The organism is Microvirga lenta (assembly GCF_020532555.1).
GTDB classification, from domain to species: domain Bacteria; phylum Pseudomonadota; class Alphaproteobacteria; order Rhizobiales; family Beijerinckiaceae; genus Microvirga; species Microvirga lenta.
In genome coordinates this window covers 63,006-78,217 of sequence record NZ_JAJBBR010000012.1, presented here as the reverse complement: position 1 = coordinate 78,217, position 15,212 = coordinate 63,006, and the positions used below count along the sequence as shown (strand labels likewise).

The window sequence follows — 15,212 nt, the reverse complement described above, 5'->3', positions numbered from 1 at the left end:
TAGCCGATGCCGAATTCCTTCACCTTCGGCCTCACTGCGACGATGGCCGGGTTCGTCGAGCTGGATCCCTGGTCGCTCGACACCTTCATGAGAGGAGCTTCGCCCCTAGGGCCCGGGCACCGTCTCCCATGCCACATCGCCATTTCCCACTCTCCTCTTAGGCCTGTTCCTGTCGGCCAGTAGCGTGGCCGCCCGCAAGGGGCAGGTCACAGATAGGCCGCCAGGGCCGCAGGGCTGAGAACGAGGGCTGCCGTCACAACGACAACGAAAAGACGAAAGATCATCGGACCCTCCTTTTCCAAGGCCGCAGCGGTTTTCGCATGGGAAGGCGAGGGCGGCTGTGCGCTGCGGCACAGCTTGCCCTTCTGCACATCTCAAGCTACGCCATAGGCGCATGACCCGAACCGCGCTCTATACCGGCAGCTTCGATCCCGTCACCAACGGCCACCTGGACGTCCTGCGCCAGGCTTGCCGTGTGGCGGATAGGATCGTGGTGGCCATCGGGGTCCATTCCTCGAAGACGCCGATCTTCAGCGCCGAGGAGCGGGCGGAGCTGCTGCGGGCGGTCTGCGGGCCTGTTCTGCAGGGGCAGGGGGTGGAGCTGGAGGTGGTGACCTTCCGCGACCTCGCCGTCGAGGCCGCCCGGCGTCACGGTGCCTCCCTCATCGTCAGGGGCCTGCGGGATGGGACGGATTTCGACTACGAGATCCAGATGGCGTCCATGAATGCCGCCATGGCGCCGGAGGTCCAGACGGTTTTCTTTGCCGCTTCGCCCCCCGTTCGCCCCATCACTGCCACGCTTGTGCGTCAGATCGCCGGAATGGGCGGCGATGTCTCGGCTTTCGTGCCAGACCTTGTCGCCGAGCGGTTAGGGGCCAAATTCAAGCGGCCATGACGCCGTAATCCTCGAAGGAGACTACCTCATGAAGCGTTTGCTCGCAGCCGGAGCGATCGTGCTCGCCGGCCTCGTCCCGGCCGCCGCCCAGCAGGCGGCCGATCCGCAGAACACGGTCTATCTCGACACCAAGGACGGCCGCATCGCCATCCGCCTGCGCCCGGACCTCGCGCCCAAGCACGTGGAGCAGATCAAGACCCTTACCAAGCAGGGCTTTTACGACGGCGTGGTGTTCCACCGCGTGATCGACGGCTTCATGGCCCAGACCGGCGACCCCACCGGCACCGGAACCGGCAAGTCCGACCTTCCCAATATCCCGGCCGAGTTCACCAAGACCCAGTTTAAGCGCGGCTCCGTCGGCATGGCCCGCTCGCAGAACCCGAACTCGGCCAACAGCCAGTTCTTCATCTGCTACGAGGGCTGCGGCCCGCTGACCGGCCAGTACACGCTCTTCGGCGAGGTGGTGTCCGGCATGGATGTGGCGGACAAGATCAAGAAGGGCGATCCGGCCGCCAACGGCATGGTCACGAATCCCGACAAGATCGTGAAGATGCAGCTCGCCGCCGACGCAAAGTAATGCGTGCCCTGCCGCCATCCGGAGCGTGGCGGGGTGCCGCCGCGTTGCTCCTCGCCCTGGCCGCCGCATCCCCGCTGGCAGCCCAGGACGAGGGGTTTTCGCCCGTCTGGGATCCGGATGAGCGGCAGCAGATGCTCGAGCCGCCGCTACCGCTGCCGGAGGGTTCCATCGGCACGGTTCACCCCCAGGACGATGCGACCCCGCTACGCCGCGTCGACAAGATCCGTGAGGTCTTCCAGGCCATCCAGGCCTGCTGGAAGCCCTCGCGGGATAAGGGATATTCCGGGCAGGAGCTCACCTTGCGCGTTGCCTTCAAGCGCAATGGCGAGGTGCTCGGGCCACCCCGCGCCACCTATTACAAGGCAGGGAAGGACGGGAACCGGCGGGAGGCCTTCACCCGGTCCGTCGGGGAGGCTTTCGAGCGCTGCACCCCGCTTCCCTTCACGGACGGTCTCGGTGCCGCCATAGCCGGACGCCCGTTCATCTTCCGTTTTGTCGACAACCGGCCTATGTGACCGGCACGGCTGTCGGACGACACCCCCTTAGAAAGCCAGAACAGGAGAACCCCATGGCTGACCCGGAAAACACCATCATCATGGAGACCACGAAGGGCCGTGTGGTCATCGAGCTGCGTCCCGATCTGGCGCCGAACCACGTGGAGCGGATCAAGACCCTGGCCCGCCAGGGATTCTACGACAACGTGCCGTTCCACCGGGTGATCGAGGGCTTCATGGCCCAGACCGGCGATCCGACCGGCACCGGAACCGGCGGCTCCGACCTGCCCGACCTGAAGGCCGAGTTCAACGCCGAGCCTCACGTGCGCGGCGTCTGCTCCATGGCCCGCACCAATGCCCCGAATTCTGCGAACTCGCAGTTCTTCATCGTCTTCGACGACGCCCGCTTCCTCGACAAGCAGTACACCGTCTGGGGCAAGGTCACCGAGGGCATGGAGAACGTGGACAAGATCAAGCGCGGCGAGCCCGTGCGCGATCCCGACCGGATCGTGTCCATGAAGGTTGCGGCGGACGCGGCGTAAGAGCCGTTCCGCATCAACTCTCCTCATGGCCGGACACGATCCGGCCATCCACGCCTTGAGCTAATGGATGTCCCCGGGGAGAGCCCCGGGGTCGCGTGGAGAGCGGGATCCCCCATGCGCGTCGACCTCTTCGATTTCGACCTTCCCGAATCCAGCATCGCGCTGCGCCCCGTGGAGCCGCGGGATGCCGCGCGCATGCTCGTGGTGCGGCCCGAAGAGGAGACACCTGAAGATCGCATCGTCCGCGATCTGCCGGATCTCCTGCGGCCGGGGGACGTGCTCGTCCTCAACAACACCAAGGTCATTCCGTCCCGTCTCTACGGCCTGCGCGTGCGCGAGGAAACGGCGGCGCGGGTCGAGATCATGCTGCATAAGCGGGAGGGGGCGGATTGCTGGCGCGCCTTCGCCCGGCCGGCCAAGAAGCTTCAGGTCGGCGACCGGATCCGTTTCGGCGAGGCGTCCGAAAGCACGGCCTGCGAACTTGTGCGCCTCGATGCGGAGGTCGAGGAAAAGGGCGAGGGCGGCGACGTTACCCTACGCTTCTCCTTCTCCGGCCCCTTTCTGGACGAGGCCATTGCCCGGCTCGGGGAGCTGCCGTTGCCGCCCTATATCGCGGGCAAGCGCGCCACCGACGACAAGGACAGGACCGACTACCAGACCGTCTATGCCCGGGACGAGGGAGCGGTCGCGGCGCCCACGGCCGGCCTGCATTTCACTGAGGATCTCTTCCGCCGCCTCGATGAACGCGGCATCGCACGGCACTTCGTGACGCTCCATGTCGGCGCCGGAACCTTCCTGCCCGTGAAGGCGGACGACACGTCCGAACACCGGATGCACGCGGAATGGGGCTCGGTCTCGGCAGAGACCGCGCGCGCGCTCAACGAGGCGCGGGCGAGGGGAGGCCGCATCGTTGCGGTGGGCACCACCTCGCTCCGGCTGCTGGAGAGCGCGGCCCGGGAGGACGGCTCCATTGCCCCGTTCTCCGGCGACACTGCCATTTTCATCACGCCCGGCTACCGCTTCAAGGCGGTGGACGTGCTCATGACCAATTTCCACCTGCCGCGCTCGACCCTGTTCATGCTGGTCTCGGCCTTCGCCGGACTGGAACGGATGCGGGCGGCTTATTCCCATGCTATCGAAACCGGCTACCGTTTCTATTCGTATGGCGACGCGAGTCTGCTGTTTCGGCATTGACGCTCATACCGGTCCCGATGCCCCGGCAAGCGGGAGCGACAGCGAGGTTTTTATGACCACGGAAAACTTCACCTTCACGGTCAACAAGACTGATGGCGCGGCCCGTACGGGCGAAATCCGCATGCCGCGCGGCGTCATCCGCACGCCCGCCTTCATGCCGGTCGGAACGGCGGCGACCGTGAAGGCCATGTATCCCGATCAGGTGAAGGCACTCGGCGCGGACGTGGTGCTCGGCAACACGTACCACCTGATGCTGCGTCCAGGGGCGGAGCGGGTCGCACGGCTGGGCGGATTGCACCATTTCATGAACTGGCCTTACCCGATCCTCACCGATTCCGGCGGCTTCCAGGTCATGTCCCTTGCCGCCCTGCGCAAGATCGACGAGACCGGCGTCACCTTCCAGTCGCATATCGACGGCTCGACCCATGTGCTGACGCCGGAGCGCTCCATCGAGATCCAGGGGCTGCTCGGCTCCGACATCCAGATGCAGCTGGACGAGTGCGTGAAGCTGCCCTGTTCCGACGAGGTGGCCGAGAAGGCCATGCGTCTTTCCCTGCGCTGGGCGGAACGCTGCCGCGTCGCCTTCGGCGAGCAGCCCGGCAAGGCGATGTTCGGCATCGTGCAGGGCGGGGCGGTCGAGCGGCTTCGCATCGAGAGCGCGAAGGAGCTCGCGGCCCTCGACCTCAAGGGCTACGCCATCGGCGGCCTTGCGGTCGGCGAGCCGCAGGACGTGATGCTGCGCATGATCGAGACGGTCGAGCCGCATATGCCGAAGGAGAAGCCGCGCTACCTCATGGGCGTCGGCACGCCGGACGACATCATCGAGGCCGTGCGCCGCGGCGTCGACATGTTCGACTGCGTCATGCCCACCCGGGCCGGACGCCACGGACAGGTCTTCACCCGCCACGGCCGCATGAACCTGCGCAACGCCAGGTTCGCCGAGGACACGAGCCCGCTCGATCCGGAATCGAAGTGCACGGCCTCCAATACCTATTCGCGTGCCTATCTCCACCATCTCGTGCGTTCCAACGAGATCCTCGGCATGATGCTGCTGACCTGGAACAACCTGGCCTATTACCAGGATCTGATGGCGGGTCTGCGCAAGGCCATCTCCGAAGGGCGGCTCGAAGACTATGTCGGCGAGGTCAAGGAGGGCTGGGCGAAGGGCGAACGCGACGCCAAGGCCGATATCGGCGAACACGTGGACAATACCGCCATGGTGGCGGAAGGATGAGCCATCGCTCCAACCCTGCGGTCCGATTTCGTGTGAGGAGAGCCGCGCTGCCGGAGGCGACACGCAATGAAGGCGGGACGCATCGCTAAAGGGCTGGTCGTCTTGAACCTTGCGGCCCTCGTTGCGACGGCGGTCGCAGCTTGGCTGACCGGCACTCGAGCGAATTCCGAGTTGCTCGATTTGGCGATGTATGTGGCGCTCGGCATGGGGGCCTTGGGGGCGCTCACGTTCGGCGGCGCGACCACCGGCTCGAACGGCTCTGCGGAAATCGCCGCGAGCGCCGCGGAGGAGCCGAGCAAGCTGATGAGTGCGCTCTGGACGGACAGGGATGCAGGCATCTCCGCCGGGGCGATGCTCGTCCTCGGCGGCTTGTCGTGGCTCTGCACGGCTTGGCTTGTGGCTGAAATGCTCCCCGACCCGCTGTTTTGACGCCTCCGATGGCGAGGCGAGCGGACAGGCTCCATTCCGGGCTCGGGCCGGGAGCCCGGAATGAGATCGGGCCGTTTCCCTGCTAACCCAAAGCCTTCAGGTGCCGGATCGGCCGTCCCGGAGCGATCATCTCGGCGGCCGCGATGATCCCCTGGGCGTCGATGCCGAAGTGCCGGTAGAGGTCCTGAACCGTGCCGGTCTGCCCGAAATGCTCCACGCCCAGCGAGCGGGTGCGGTGGCCCAGCACCGAGCCGAGCCAGGCAAGCGTCGCCGGGTGCCCGTCGATCACCGTCACGAGGCCGCAATGGGGCGGCAGGTCGCCGAGAAGCCGTTCGATGTGGCTGCGGGCGTGGACGAGACCGCGTTCCCGCGCCCGTTGCGCCGCCGTCCAGCCGGCGTTGAGCCGGTCGGCAGAGGTGATGGCGAGCAGCCCGACGTCCCGCCGATCCTCGGCCATGAGCCCGACCGCCTCGATGGCTTCCGGCGCAACCGTCCCGGTATAGGCGATCACCACCTGGGCATTGGGGCCGGGTTTGCGCATCCAGTAGGCGCCGTCCACGATATCGTCGGCAAGCTCCGGCGTGACGGTGCGCCCGGGCTGGTCGAGGGTGCGGGTGGACAGGCGCAGATAGACCGATCCGCCGGTTTCGTCGCGCAGCCAGGAGCGCTCGTTGGGCTCGCCTTCGCCATCGCGCTGAAGGTAGTCGAAGGCCCAGCGCATGATGATGGAAAGCTCGTCGACGAAGGCCGGCTCGAACGAGGCGAGGCCATCCTGTGCCAGGCCGATGAGCGGCGTGCCGATGGACTGGTGCGCCCCGCCTTCGGGAGCGAGCGTCACACCCGAGGGAGTGGCCGCGACGATGAAGCGGGCATCCTGATAGCAGGCATAGTTCAGGGCATCGAGGCCGCGGGCGATGAACGGATCGTAGAGCGTTCCGATCGGCAGGATCCGCTCCCCGAAGAGGGAGTGGGACAGGCCCAGCGCCGAGAGCAGGATGAACAGGTTCATCTCGGCGATGCCGAGCTCGATATGCTGCCCCTTCGGGCCGAAATCCCAGGTGAAGGTGGATGGAATGCGCTCGGACTTGAAGATGTCCTTCATCTCCTCGCGGGCGAAAAGCCCGCGCCGGTTCACCCAGGCGCCGAGGTTGGTGGAGACGGTCACGTCGGGGGCGGTCGTGACGATCCGGTCCGCGAGCGGCAGATCCGAGCGTGCCAGCTCGTTGAGGATGAGGCCGAAACCCTGCTGCGTGGACATGGAAGGCTGGGAGGGAGTCGGCAATGCCTCCGGCACGGGAATGGCCGGCGCCTCGAAGCGGCGCGTGCCCCGCGTATTGAACGGCACGGAATCGAGGAAGCGCTGAAGGTCCTCGGCCGGCAGGTTCAGGCCTTCGAACTTGTCCCATTCGTGGCCGGGCCGCACCTTCGCGGATGCGCGATAGCCCTCCATCTGCGTCGGGGTGAGCAGGCCCGCATGGTTGTCCTTGTGCCCGGCGAGGGGCAGGCCCATGCCCTTGATGGTGTAGGCGATGAAGACCGTCGGCCGGTCGTGGTCGATGGATTCGAAGGCCTGGAGCAGGCTCGGCAGGTCATGGCCGCCGAGATTTCCCATCAGCCGCGCCAGCTCTTCGTCGGAGCGCTTCTCGATGAGCCGGGTCACCGGCCCCTGATCGCCGAGATCGTCGAGGAGGCGCTTGCGCCAAGCCTTTCCGCCCTGGAAGGTGAGGGCGGAATAGAGCTGGTTGGGGCATGAATCGATCCAGTCGCGGAGCTTCTCGCCGCCGGGCTCGCGAAATGCCTCCTGCATGAGCGAGCCGTGCTTGAGCACCACCACGTCCCAGCCGAAGGAGCGGAAGATCGACTCGAATCGTGCATAGAGGCCCTCCCGCACCACGGCATCGAGGCTCTGGCGGTTGTAGTCGATGATCCACCAGGTGTTGCGCAGGCCCTGCTTCCAGCCCTCCAGGAGAGCCTCGAAGATGTTGCCCTCGTCCATCTCCGCGTCGCCCACCAGGGCGATCATGCGCCCCTCCGGATGCTCCTTCGCCCAGTGCTCCTTCACGTAGTCCTGAACGAGACTGGCAAAGAGCGTCTGAGCGACGCCGAGTCCCACCGATCCGGTGGAGAAATCCACGTCGTCGATGTCCTTGGTGCGGGAGGGATAGGATTGCGCACCCTTATAGCCGCGGAAATTCTCCAGCTTCTCCCGGGTCTGGTTGCCGAGGAGATACTGGATCGCATGAAAGATGGGGCTCGCATGGGGCTTCACGGCCACCCGGTCCTCCGGGCGCAGCACGGCGAGGTAGAGCGCCGTCATGATGGTGGAAAGCGAGGCGGAGGAAGCCTGGTGCCCGCCGATCTTCAGCCCGTCCCGGTTGGGGCGCAGGTGGTTGGCGTTGTGAATGGTCCAGCTCGACAGCCAGAGAATCTTGCGTTCGAACTCGGAGAGATACGGCAGGCGGGGGTCGGTCATCGGGGTGCCCAGAAAGCGGGAGCGGAGGGGGCCCTCGGGCCCACACCGCTTCTCGGTTGAGGATTTCGCTCCCCATACTAAGCGTTTTTGATTGACCCGCCAGCCGAGAGACCCTATTTCGGGCTCACCTCCGGCGGCACACGGCTCAGCCCGTTGATTGTCTGGCGGCCCGGCTCGGGTTCCTTCGCTGAAAAGCAAGGAGTGACAAGGGGTTGGGCGGCGGACGGCGCATTCGGAGCGTCCCTTTAGGGCGCGTAGCTCAGTGGTAGAGCAGCTGACTTTTAATCAGCGGGTCGATGGTTCGAACCCATCCGCGCTCACTTTCTCAAACCCATAACCAGCAAGGGTTTGGCGGTACATTGAGAGTGAATCGCCAAGCGTGCGGAGCTTGCCGTGCGCACCCCGTGCACACCAGCCGACCACGTATCTCTGAGGGCTCGTCTTGACCTCACTACCGTGGAGCGAGTGTGGATCCGGAGTGCTTTAGCCTGCTCGCCATCTGTTGCTAAGCTCAACATAACCGGAACTTATCAGCAGAAGCACTTGTCTAATGCCTGGGGCAAAGCAGACCTTTAGGAAGTCCGCGTTCTGTCTCAACTTGACCCTGGCTGTGTCAAAACGCGGCCGATGATATGATCTCCCTGGACTTGTTTGGGGGATCTGATGAGACGCTTTGTTGAAGGCGTGGATCGCAGCCAGACCACCCTGTTTCCCGAAAGCCTGGACGACTGGATCGGTGAGGACAACCCGGTGCGCGTCATCGATGCGTTTGTCGACGCGCTCGAGCTGAGGGCGCTTGGCTTTGACGGCGTCGTGCCCGAAGCCACGGGGCGCCCGTCGTACCATCCCGCCATCCTGCTCAAGCTGTACATCTACGGCTACCTCAACCGCATGCAGTCGAGCCGCAGACTGGAGCGCGAGGCCGGTCGCAATGTCGAGCTGATGTGGCTCACCGGCCGCCTGGCTCCTGATCACAAGACCATCGCCAACTTCCGCAAGAGCAGCGGGAAGGCCATCCGTCAGGTCTGTGCCCAGTTCGTCACCCTGTGCCGCAAGCTGGGCCTGCTGAACACGGCCAGCGTGGCCATCGATGGCTCCAAGTTCAAGGCGGTCAACAACCGCGACAAGAACTACACACGAGCCAAGGTCGAGCGGCGCCGGGCGCAGATCGAGGAGAGCGTGGCGCGGTATCTCCAGCAGCTCGACACCGCCGACCGGCATGAACCAACAGAAGCGCTGGCGGCCAGGACCACCCGGCTGAAAGAGAAGATCGCCCGGCTCGAGCAGGAGATGCGGCGCCTAGCGGAATTGGAGGCGCAGATGCTGCCCTCTCCCGATCAGCAGATCTCGCTCACCGATCCGGATGCACGCTCGATGGCCACGAGCGGGCGCGGCTCTGGCGTGGTGGGCTACAATGTGCAGGTGGCGGTCGAGACCGAGCATCATTTGATTGTGGCGCATGAGGTGACCAACGACGGCTGCGACCTCGCCCAGCTTTCCACCATGGGCAAGGAGGCGAAGGCTGTCCTGGCGGTGGAGACGCTCGAAGCGGTAGCAGATCGCGGGTATTGGGACAGCCAGGAGATCCTGGCCTGCGATCAGGCGGGGATTACGGTCACATTGCCCAAACCGATGACGTCGAGTGCCAAGTCCAAGGGCCGCTTCGGCAAGCAGGACTTCGTCTACCTGTCGGAGGAGGACGCATATCGCTGCCCGGCCGGTGAGAAACTGCGGTACTACTACAGCAATGTCGAGCGCGGACTGACGCTACGGCGCTATTGGACAACCGCCTGTCAGAGTTGCCCGATCAAGAGCCATTGCACCACAGGTCCGCAGCGCCGGATTGTACGTTGGGAGCATGAGGATGTGCTGGAGGCGGTGCAGCGCCGGCTGGATCTGAACCCGCAGGCGATGCGCCAGCGGCGGGAGGTGGTTGAGCACCCGTTTGGCACGATCAAGATGCGCATGGGCGCCACCCACTTCCTGATGAAGACCCTACCGAGGGTAGCTGGCGAGATGGCCCTGCACGTGCTGGCCTACAATCTCACCCGGGTGCTGAACATCCTGGGTGTCCAGCCTCTCATGGCCGCCCTCAGAGCATAGGGGGCGAAGCTTTGCCCGCGTTCTCCAGCCCATAAGCGTCGAACACACCGCCTACAGGGGTTGCGAGCCTCGTTCCGTCATAAATCAGCCCGTTCGCACTCGCCGATGATGTTGAAGGGCTTTGGAGCGTGGAACGTCGCAATCCGACTTCTGCCAAAGGGTTTTGACACGACCAAGACCCCAAGCGGACATTCCCTGCCTCCTGTGCGCACGCGGGAATCAAAGGTAAGCATCGCAAGGGTGCTACCGCTCAGGCCGCACAACCAAGCCTGAGAACGATCGCCGCCATTCGCTTGGCGATGCCTGCGTCATCCGACTGAAGACACGTGTGAAGTGACTCTGGTCGGCAAACCCGCATTGGCTCGCGACCTCCTCGAGGGGAAGCGTCGTGGTCCTGAGCAGGGTCTTCGCGACCTCGATGCGCCGTTGCAAAAGCCACTTGTGCGGCGGCATGCCGGTCGTCATGCGGAAAGCACGGGCGAAGTGGCTGCGGGAGAGGCCGCACTCGCTGGCGAGCCGATCAAGCGCGACGTTGCCGTCCAGATGTGCCGTCAGGATTTCCTTGGCACGGCGCTCCTGCCAAGCTGCGAGCCCGCCGCGCTTGAGCTGGATCCGGACCGGCGCGTCGCCGTACGTGCCGACTAGATGCGAGAGCAGGGCCAGCGCCAGGTATTCCACGAACAGGGAGTTGGTTTGCTCAGGCCGCTCGAGCGCGGGCAGCAGGCATTCTCCCAGGTCCCGGACGCGTGCATCGTCGACGGGGACGCCTAGCGGGGTACTGATCGACCCGAACCGCAGCAGGCCGTGCTCCTCCACAATCCCATCGAGCGCCTGGCGCGGCAGATACATCGCCACGCAGTCGATGGGCGCGCGCAGGAACGAGGCGTGTCCGAGGTTCAGGTCAAGCAGCGTGAACTGGCCACCCCTGACCGGACTCATCGGCACCGGGCGACCATCCACCCAGTACGGATTGGTCGGGATGTCGCGGCGCTGCAAGCACAAGAGATGGGCATCCTCCCGCGGGATCTCCGCCGCAACCCCGTCCGCCCGATCGTCCCATTGAATGCGGGTGGCCGCGAAGGTCGCCCGCTGGAGGATTTGCACGGTCGTGGTGGGAGGGGCCTCGGCCCCAACGGACGTGCCCAAGCGCTGGCCATAGGCTCCGGTCGCCATTTGCGAGCTCCGTTCACATCACATGCCCGTGAGGGCTGATGCTGTGGGTCATGGGTGAGGGCCCAAATTCGAGCACTAACGTACAAAACGCAGCACTCGCGACACTGGCGAGCTCGATTAGGGTCGGGGAACCTTAGCGCGTAGTTCCCCAAGAGTCGACACAGCGTCGGCCGGGCACGGCCGGCATCCCGACCAGGAGCCACCATGACCAAGTCCAACCATGATGCCCCCTCGGGCGAAGAGCGGTCGTTGTCCGGAGACGACGCACCCCAGCGCGGTCCCTCCCGCCGCTCGATCCTGCAAATGGCCGGGGGGGCGGCCTCCCTTGCTGCCGCCCCCGCAGCGATCGCGCAACCCGCCCCATCAGGCGGTCCAGCTACCGCACCGACAGCGCGTGTCCGTCTGGTCGTCAACGGCAGCGAACGGGAGTTCGAGGTTGATCCCCGGCAATCGGTACTCGACGTCCTGCGGGAGACGCTCGACCTCACCGGAACGAAGAAGGGCTGCAACCAGGGTGCATGCGGAGCCTGCACCGTGATTATCAACGGGCGGCGGGTGACCTCGTGCCTGACGCTGGCCGTCATGCACGATGGCGCCGAGATCACCACGATCGAGGGTCTGGCGAGGGGGGATGAGTTGCATCCGCTCCAGGCGGCCTTCATCGAGCATGACGGGTTCCAGTGCGGCTTCTGCACGCCAGGCCAGATCATGTCGGGCGTCGCCTGCATCGCGGAGGGCCACGCCACCTCGCCCGACGAGATCCAGTTCTGGATGAGCGGCAACATCTGCCGCTGCGCCGCCTATCCCGGGATCGTTGCGGCGGTGGCCGACGCGGCAGGGAGGACCTGACGATGCTTCCATTCAGCTTCGAGAAGGTGCGGACCGAGCAGGATGCGATCCGCGCGGCCGCGGCGGGCGCCCGCTACATCGCAGGCGGTACCACGTTGATCGATCTGATGCGTGACGAGGTTGAGCGTCCGGAGCGTCTGGTCGACATCAATGCCCTGCCGATGGCCGACATCCGCGCGGATGGGGCCGACCTCGTGATCGGCGCACTCGCCCGCATGAGCGATGTGGCGGCCCATCCGGAGACGAAACGCCTCCAGCCCCTGATCGCCGAATCCCTGATCGAGGGGGCCTCACCACAACTGCGCAACATGGCCTCGATGGGCGGCAACCTGTTGCAGCGGGTGCGCTGCCCGTACTTCCGGATGCTGGACGCGGCCTGTAACAAGCGAGCACCGGGCTCAGGCTGTTCGGCCATCGATGGCCTCAACGCCGGTCATGCAATTCTTGGAACGAGCGACCACTGCGTTGCCACGCATCCGTCCGACGTTGCCGTCGCCCTAGTTGCGCTCGGCGCCACGATGCGAGTGAGGGGGCCGAGCGGCGAGCGCACCTTCCCGGTGGAGGAACTCTTCCGGCTTCCCGGCGATACGCCGCATCTCGAACACACCCTACGTCCCGGCGAACTGATCGTCGAGATCCGGGTGCCGGGCGGCCCCTATGCCAGGCAGGCCCGCTATCTCAAGGTGCGCGACCGTGCCTCCTATGAGTTCGCTCTCGTCTCGGCCGCCGTTGCCTTGGAGATGGAAGGCAACACCATCCGCCAAGCCCGCGTCGCGGTCGGCGGCGTCGGCACGCGCCCGTGGCGCCTGCGTGCGGTGGAGGAGGCGCTCAGGGGCAAGGCCAAGGACCGCAATGCCTTCGAGACGGCGGCTCACCTCGCACTGGAGGGAACCCGGCCGCTTTCGCACAACCACTACAAGGTCGAGCTGCTGCCGAGAACCATCGTCCGCGCGCTCGAGATGGCAGGAGATACGGCATGACCATTACCTCGATCGGGAAGCCGGTGACCCGCGTCGATGGGCGGGCCAAGGTCACGGGTGCCGCCCGCTACGCGGCCGACTTCAACCAGCGCGCCCAGCTCCATGCCGTGATCGTCAGTGCCACCGCCGGCCTCGGCCGGGTGACGGCGTTGGACGATGCCGCCGTGCGGGCCATGCCGGGGGTCGTGGAGGTCATCAGTCACCTCAATGCCCCGCGCCTGGCATACGGACCCCACAAGAGCTTCATCGACCCGGAGGTCGGGGAACGGCTTCATGTCCTCCAGGACAATCGGGTTCGGTTTTACGGCCAGCCCGTTGCGGTGGTGGTGGCGGATACGCTCGACCACGCGGAGCGTGCCGCCAACGCGCTGCGCGTGAGCTATTCGGCCGAGAGACCCGTCATCGATCCGCGTGATCCGAAGGCGCAGACCATCGAGCCATCCGGCTCCAGGGGCCACTCCCACGCGGCCCGAGGGGATGCGGATCGGGCGCTGGCGGATGCCCCGGTGAAGGTCGACGTGACCTATGACATGGCACGCGAGAATCACAACCCCATGGAGCCGCACGCGGTCGTCGCCGCCTGGGAGGGCGACCGACTGACACTGTGGAGCAAGAGCCAGTTCGTCGTGAACGAGCAGGCCGAGATCGCGGCGATCTTCGGCCTACCAGCTCAGAATGTGCAAGTGATCTGCCCGTTCATTGGTGGAGCCTTCGGCACGTCCCTCCGGACATGGCCGCACGTGACCCTCGCGGCCATGGCCGCCCGGCAGGTCGGACGTCCGGTCAAACTTGTTTTGAACCGCAGACAGATGTTCTTCACCACCGGCCATCGGCCGCGCACCCTGCAACGCGTCGCAATTGGGGCGACCCGGGATGGTAGAATTATGGGCATCGTCCACGAGGGCAACGGCGAGACGAGCCGCTACGAGGAGTTCACCGAGGCGCTGCTTTCCGCCACGAGCTACATGTACTCGTGCCCCAACGTGCGCACGAGCTATCGTCTGACGCCGCTCGATACCGGCACCCCCAACCACATGCGCGGTCCGGGTGAGTCAAGCGGAATGTTCGCTCTCGAATCCGCTCTGGACGAACTCTCCTACGAATTAGGCGTCGACCCGATCGAGCTGCGGCGCCGCAACGAGCCGACCATGGACGAGGGCGAGAACAAGCCCTTCTCCAGCCGCTCCCTGGTGCAGTGCTATGAGCGCGGTGCCGAACGCTTCGGCTGGTCCCGCCGCTCCCCGACGCCGCGCTCCATGCGGGACGGGCGCCTGCTGGTTGGGATGGGTGTCGCCTCAGCTACGTACCCGGTGTGGTACCTCCCCACGAGTGCCCGGGTCCGGCTGCATGCGGACGGCACCGCCGCGGTCGAGGTCGCGGCAAGCGACATGGGACCGGGCACCTACACGTCGATGACGCAGGTGGCGGCCGAGACGCTCGGGATCCCCGTCGAACAGGTGCGCGTCAGCATCGGACGCTCGGACTTCCCGCCCGCGCCACCGCATGGCGGCTCCATGACGATGGCCTCGGTCGGCTCGGCGGTCTGTGCCGCCTGCCTCGCCGCGCGGGACGAGGTCGCGCGGCGTGCAATCGCTGACCAGCGTTCCCCGGTGTTCGGCGCGGCCCTGGAGGGCGTCGAGTGGATCGGCGGAAGCGTACGCCGCCTTGGGGACGCCTCCGCGGGGCAGTCCTATCGCGACATCCTCGCGGGCAGCGGGCAGCCCATCGAAGCCCATGCTTCCAACTACCGTGATCCCGAGGCTGCCCGGCGCTACTCGATGCACTCGTTCGGGGCCGTGTTCGCGGAGGTGGCTATCGACCCGGACGTCGGCACGATCCGGGTGCGTCGGGCCCTCGGCGCCTATGGGGCGGGCCGTATTGTCAACCCGCTCCTGGCCTCAAGCCAGTGCACCGGCGGCATGATCGGCGGGATCGGTATGGCCCTGATGGAGCAGACGGCCCTCGATGCGCGCGACGGACGTCCGGTCAATGCCCACATGGCCGACTACCTCATGCCGGTGAACCTGGACATCGGGCAGCTCGAGGCGCTGTTCGTCGACGAGAACGATCCGCACGTCAACACGCTCGGGGTGAAGGGCCTGGGTGAGATCGCCCTCGTCGGAATGGCCCCCGCAATCGCAAATGCGATCTATCACGCCACGGGCAAACGTGTGCGTCACCTGCCGATCCGCATTGAGGACCTTCTGACCGCTTGAGGCGGCAAGTGGCGATGAGTCGTGGCAGGGTCCAGGGTACAGGCGGCCTGCTC

At 65.8% G+C, this 15,212-nt stretch carries 13 protein-coding genes and 1 tRNA gene; 12 read left to right on the top strand and 2 right to left on the bottom strand.

The window, feature by feature from the left end; translation table 11 throughout:
- Window positions 1-394 precede the first annotated feature (394 nt).
- The 7 genes from coaD to LGR44_RS17385 all read left to right on the top strand — a co-directional run bounded on the left by coaD (window position 395) and on the right by LGR44_RS17385 (window position 5,365).
- The gene (gene coaD, locus LGR44_RS17415; RefSeq protein WP_226741974.1) at window positions 395-895 is read left to right on the top strand and encodes a pantetheine-phosphate adenylyltransferase; all 501 of its coding nucleotides are present in this window, start codon (window positions 395-397) and stop codon (window positions 893-895) included.
- Between the two features lie 28 nt (window positions 896-923).
- On the top strand, window positions 924-1,472 hold the full coding sequence (locus LGR44_RS17410) for a peptidylprolyl isomerase (protein ID WP_226741973.1): 549 nt from the start codon (window positions 924-926) through the stop codon (window positions 1,470-1,472).
- A complete protein-coding gene (locus LGR44_RS17405) occupies window positions 1,472-1,987 on the top strand; it encodes a hypothetical protein (protein WP_226741972.1) in 516 nt (171 codons plus the stop codon). The genes LGR44_RS17410 and LGR44_RS17405 overlap by 1 nt, the downstream gene beginning before the upstream one ends.
- A 53-nt stretch (window positions 1,988-2,040) precedes the next feature.
- The gene (locus LGR44_RS17400; protein WP_226741971.1) at window positions 2,041-2,508 is read left to right on the top strand and encodes a peptidylprolyl isomerase; all 468 of its coding nucleotides are present in this window, start codon (window positions 2,041-2,043) and stop codon (window positions 2,506-2,508) included.
- A gap of 114 nt (window positions 2,509-2,622) precedes the next feature.
- Window positions 2,623-3,702 carry a tRNA preQ1(34) S-adenosylmethionine ribosyltransferase-isomerase QueA gene (gene queA, locus LGR44_RS17395; protein WP_226741970.1) on the top strand — a complete coding sequence of 360 codons (1,080 nt, stop codon included), beginning with the start codon at window positions 2,623-2,625 and terminating at the stop codon, window positions 3,700-3,702.
- A 52-nt stretch (window positions 3,703-3,754) separates the two neighbouring features.
- Window positions 3,755-4,936, top strand: coding sequence for a tRNA guanosine(34) transglycosylase Tgt (gene tgt / locus LGR44_RS17390; protein ID WP_226741969.1), 1,182 nt, complete (start codon window positions 3,755-3,757; stop codon window positions 4,934-4,936).
- A 66-nt stretch (window positions 4,937-5,002) separates the two neighbouring features.
- A complete protein-coding gene (locus LGR44_RS17385) occupies window positions 5,003-5,365 on the top strand; it encodes a hypothetical protein (RefSeq protein WP_226741968.1) in 363 nt (120 codons plus the stop codon).
- Window positions 5,366-5,447: 82 nt separating this feature from the next.
- Here the strand turns inward: LGR44_RS17385 and LGR44_RS17380 are convergent, their stop codons facing one another.
- A complete protein-coding gene (locus tag LGR44_RS17380) occupies window positions 5,448-7,838 on the bottom strand; it encodes a transketolase-like TK C-terminal-containing protein (RefSeq protein ID WP_226741967.1) in 2,391 nt (796 codons plus the stop codon).
- Window positions 7,839-8,086: 248 nt separating this feature from the next.
- On the opposite strand from LGR44_RS17380, the gene LGR44_RS17375 reads away from it, so the two are divergent.
- A tRNA-Lys gene (locus LGR44_RS17375) sits at window positions 8,087-8,158 on the top strand.
- Between the two features lie 343 nt (window positions 8,159-8,501).
- Window positions 8,502-9,941, top strand: a complete 1,440-nt coding sequence (locus tag LGR44_RS17370; protein WP_226741966.1) for an IS1182 family transposase — start codon at window positions 8,502-8,504, stop codon at window positions 9,939-9,941.
- 243 nt (window positions 9,942-10,184) lie between these two features.
- On the opposite strand, the gene LGR44_RS17365 is transcribed toward LGR44_RS17370, so the two are convergent.
- Window positions 10,185-11,114 (bottom strand): AraC family transcriptional regulator, encoded by a 930-nt coding sequence (locus tag LGR44_RS17365; protein ID WP_226741965.1) that lies wholly within the window; start codon window positions 11,112-11,114, stop codon window positions 10,185-10,187.
- Between the two features lie 303 nt (window positions 11,115-11,417).
- Between LGR44_RS17365 and LGR44_RS17360 the strand changes: the two genes are divergently transcribed.
- Genes LGR44_RS17360 through LGR44_RS17350 form a run of 3 tightly spaced genes read left to right on the top strand, consistent with a single transcriptional unit; the run spans window position 11,418 to window position 15,159 of the window.
- Window positions 11,418-11,963: a (2Fe-2S)-binding protein gene (locus LGR44_RS17360; protein WP_226742088.1), complete on the top strand. Its 546-nt coding sequence runs from the start codon at window positions 11,418-11,420 to the stop codon at window positions 11,961-11,963.
- A gap of 2 nt (window positions 11,964-11,965) precedes the next feature.
- Complete coding sequence (locus LGR44_RS17355) at window positions 11,966-12,943, top strand: FAD binding domain-containing protein (protein WP_226741964.1); 978 nt, start codon at window positions 11,966-11,968, stop codon at window positions 12,941-12,943.
- A complete protein-coding gene (locus tag LGR44_RS17350; protein ID WP_226741963.1) occupies window positions 12,940-15,159 on the top strand; it encodes a xanthine dehydrogenase family protein molybdopterin-binding subunit in 2,220 nt (739 codons plus the stop codon). The genes LGR44_RS17355 and LGR44_RS17350 overlap by 4 nt, the downstream gene beginning before the upstream one ends.
- The last annotated feature ends 53 nt before the right edge of the window (window positions 15,160-15,212 follow it).

Bases quoted from the DNA above. Each gene is read 5' to 3' on its own strand.
- coaD (WP_226741974.1), top strand. From the start codon at position 395: ATGACCCGAACCGCGCTCTATACCGGCAGCTTCGATCCCGTCACCAAC.
- LGR44_RS17410 (WP_226741973.1), top strand. From the start codon at position 924: ATGAAGCGTTTGCTCGCAGCCGGAGCGATCGTGCTCGCCGGCCTCGTC.
- LGR44_RS17405 (WP_226741972.1), top strand. From the start codon at position 1,472: ATGCGTGCCCTGCCGCCATCCGGAGCGTGGCGGGGTGCCGCCGCGTTG.
- LGR44_RS17400 (WP_226741971.1), top strand. From the start codon at position 2,041: ATGGCTGACCCGGAAAACACCATCATCATGGAGACCACGAAGGGCCGT.
- queA (WP_226741970.1), top strand. From the start codon at position 2,623: ATGCGCGTCGACCTCTTCGATTTCGACCTTCCCGAATCCAGCATCGCG.
- tgt (WP_226741969.1), top strand. From the start codon at position 3,755: ATGACCACGGAAAACTTCACCTTCACGGTCAACAAGACTGATGGCGCG.
- LGR44_RS17385 (WP_226741968.1), top strand. From the start codon at position 5,003: ATGAAGGCGGGACGCATCGCTAAAGGGCTGGTCGTCTTGAACCTTGCG.
- LGR44_RS17380 (WP_226741967.1), bottom strand. From the start codon at position 7,838: ATGACCGACCCCCGCCTGCCGTATCTCTCCGAGTTCGAACGCAAGATT.
- LGR44_RS17370 (WP_226741966.1), top strand. From the start codon at position 8,502: ATGAGACGCTTTGTTGAAGGCGTGGATCGCAGCCAGACCACCCTGTTT.
- LGR44_RS17365 (WP_226741965.1), bottom strand. From the start codon at position 11,114: ATGGCGACCGGAGCCTATGGCCAGCGCTTGGGCACGTCCGTTGGGGCC.
- LGR44_RS17360 (WP_226742088.1), top strand. From the start codon at position 11,418: ATGGCCGGGGGGGCGGCCTCCCTTGCTGCCGCCCCCGCAGCGATCGCG.
- LGR44_RS17355 (WP_226741964.1), top strand. From the start codon at position 11,966: ATGCTTCCATTCAGCTTCGAGAAGGTGCGGACCGAGCAGGATGCGATC.
- LGR44_RS17350 (WP_226741963.1), top strand. From the start codon at position 12,940: ATGACCATTACCTCGATCGGGAAGCCGGTGACCCGCGTCGATGGGCGG.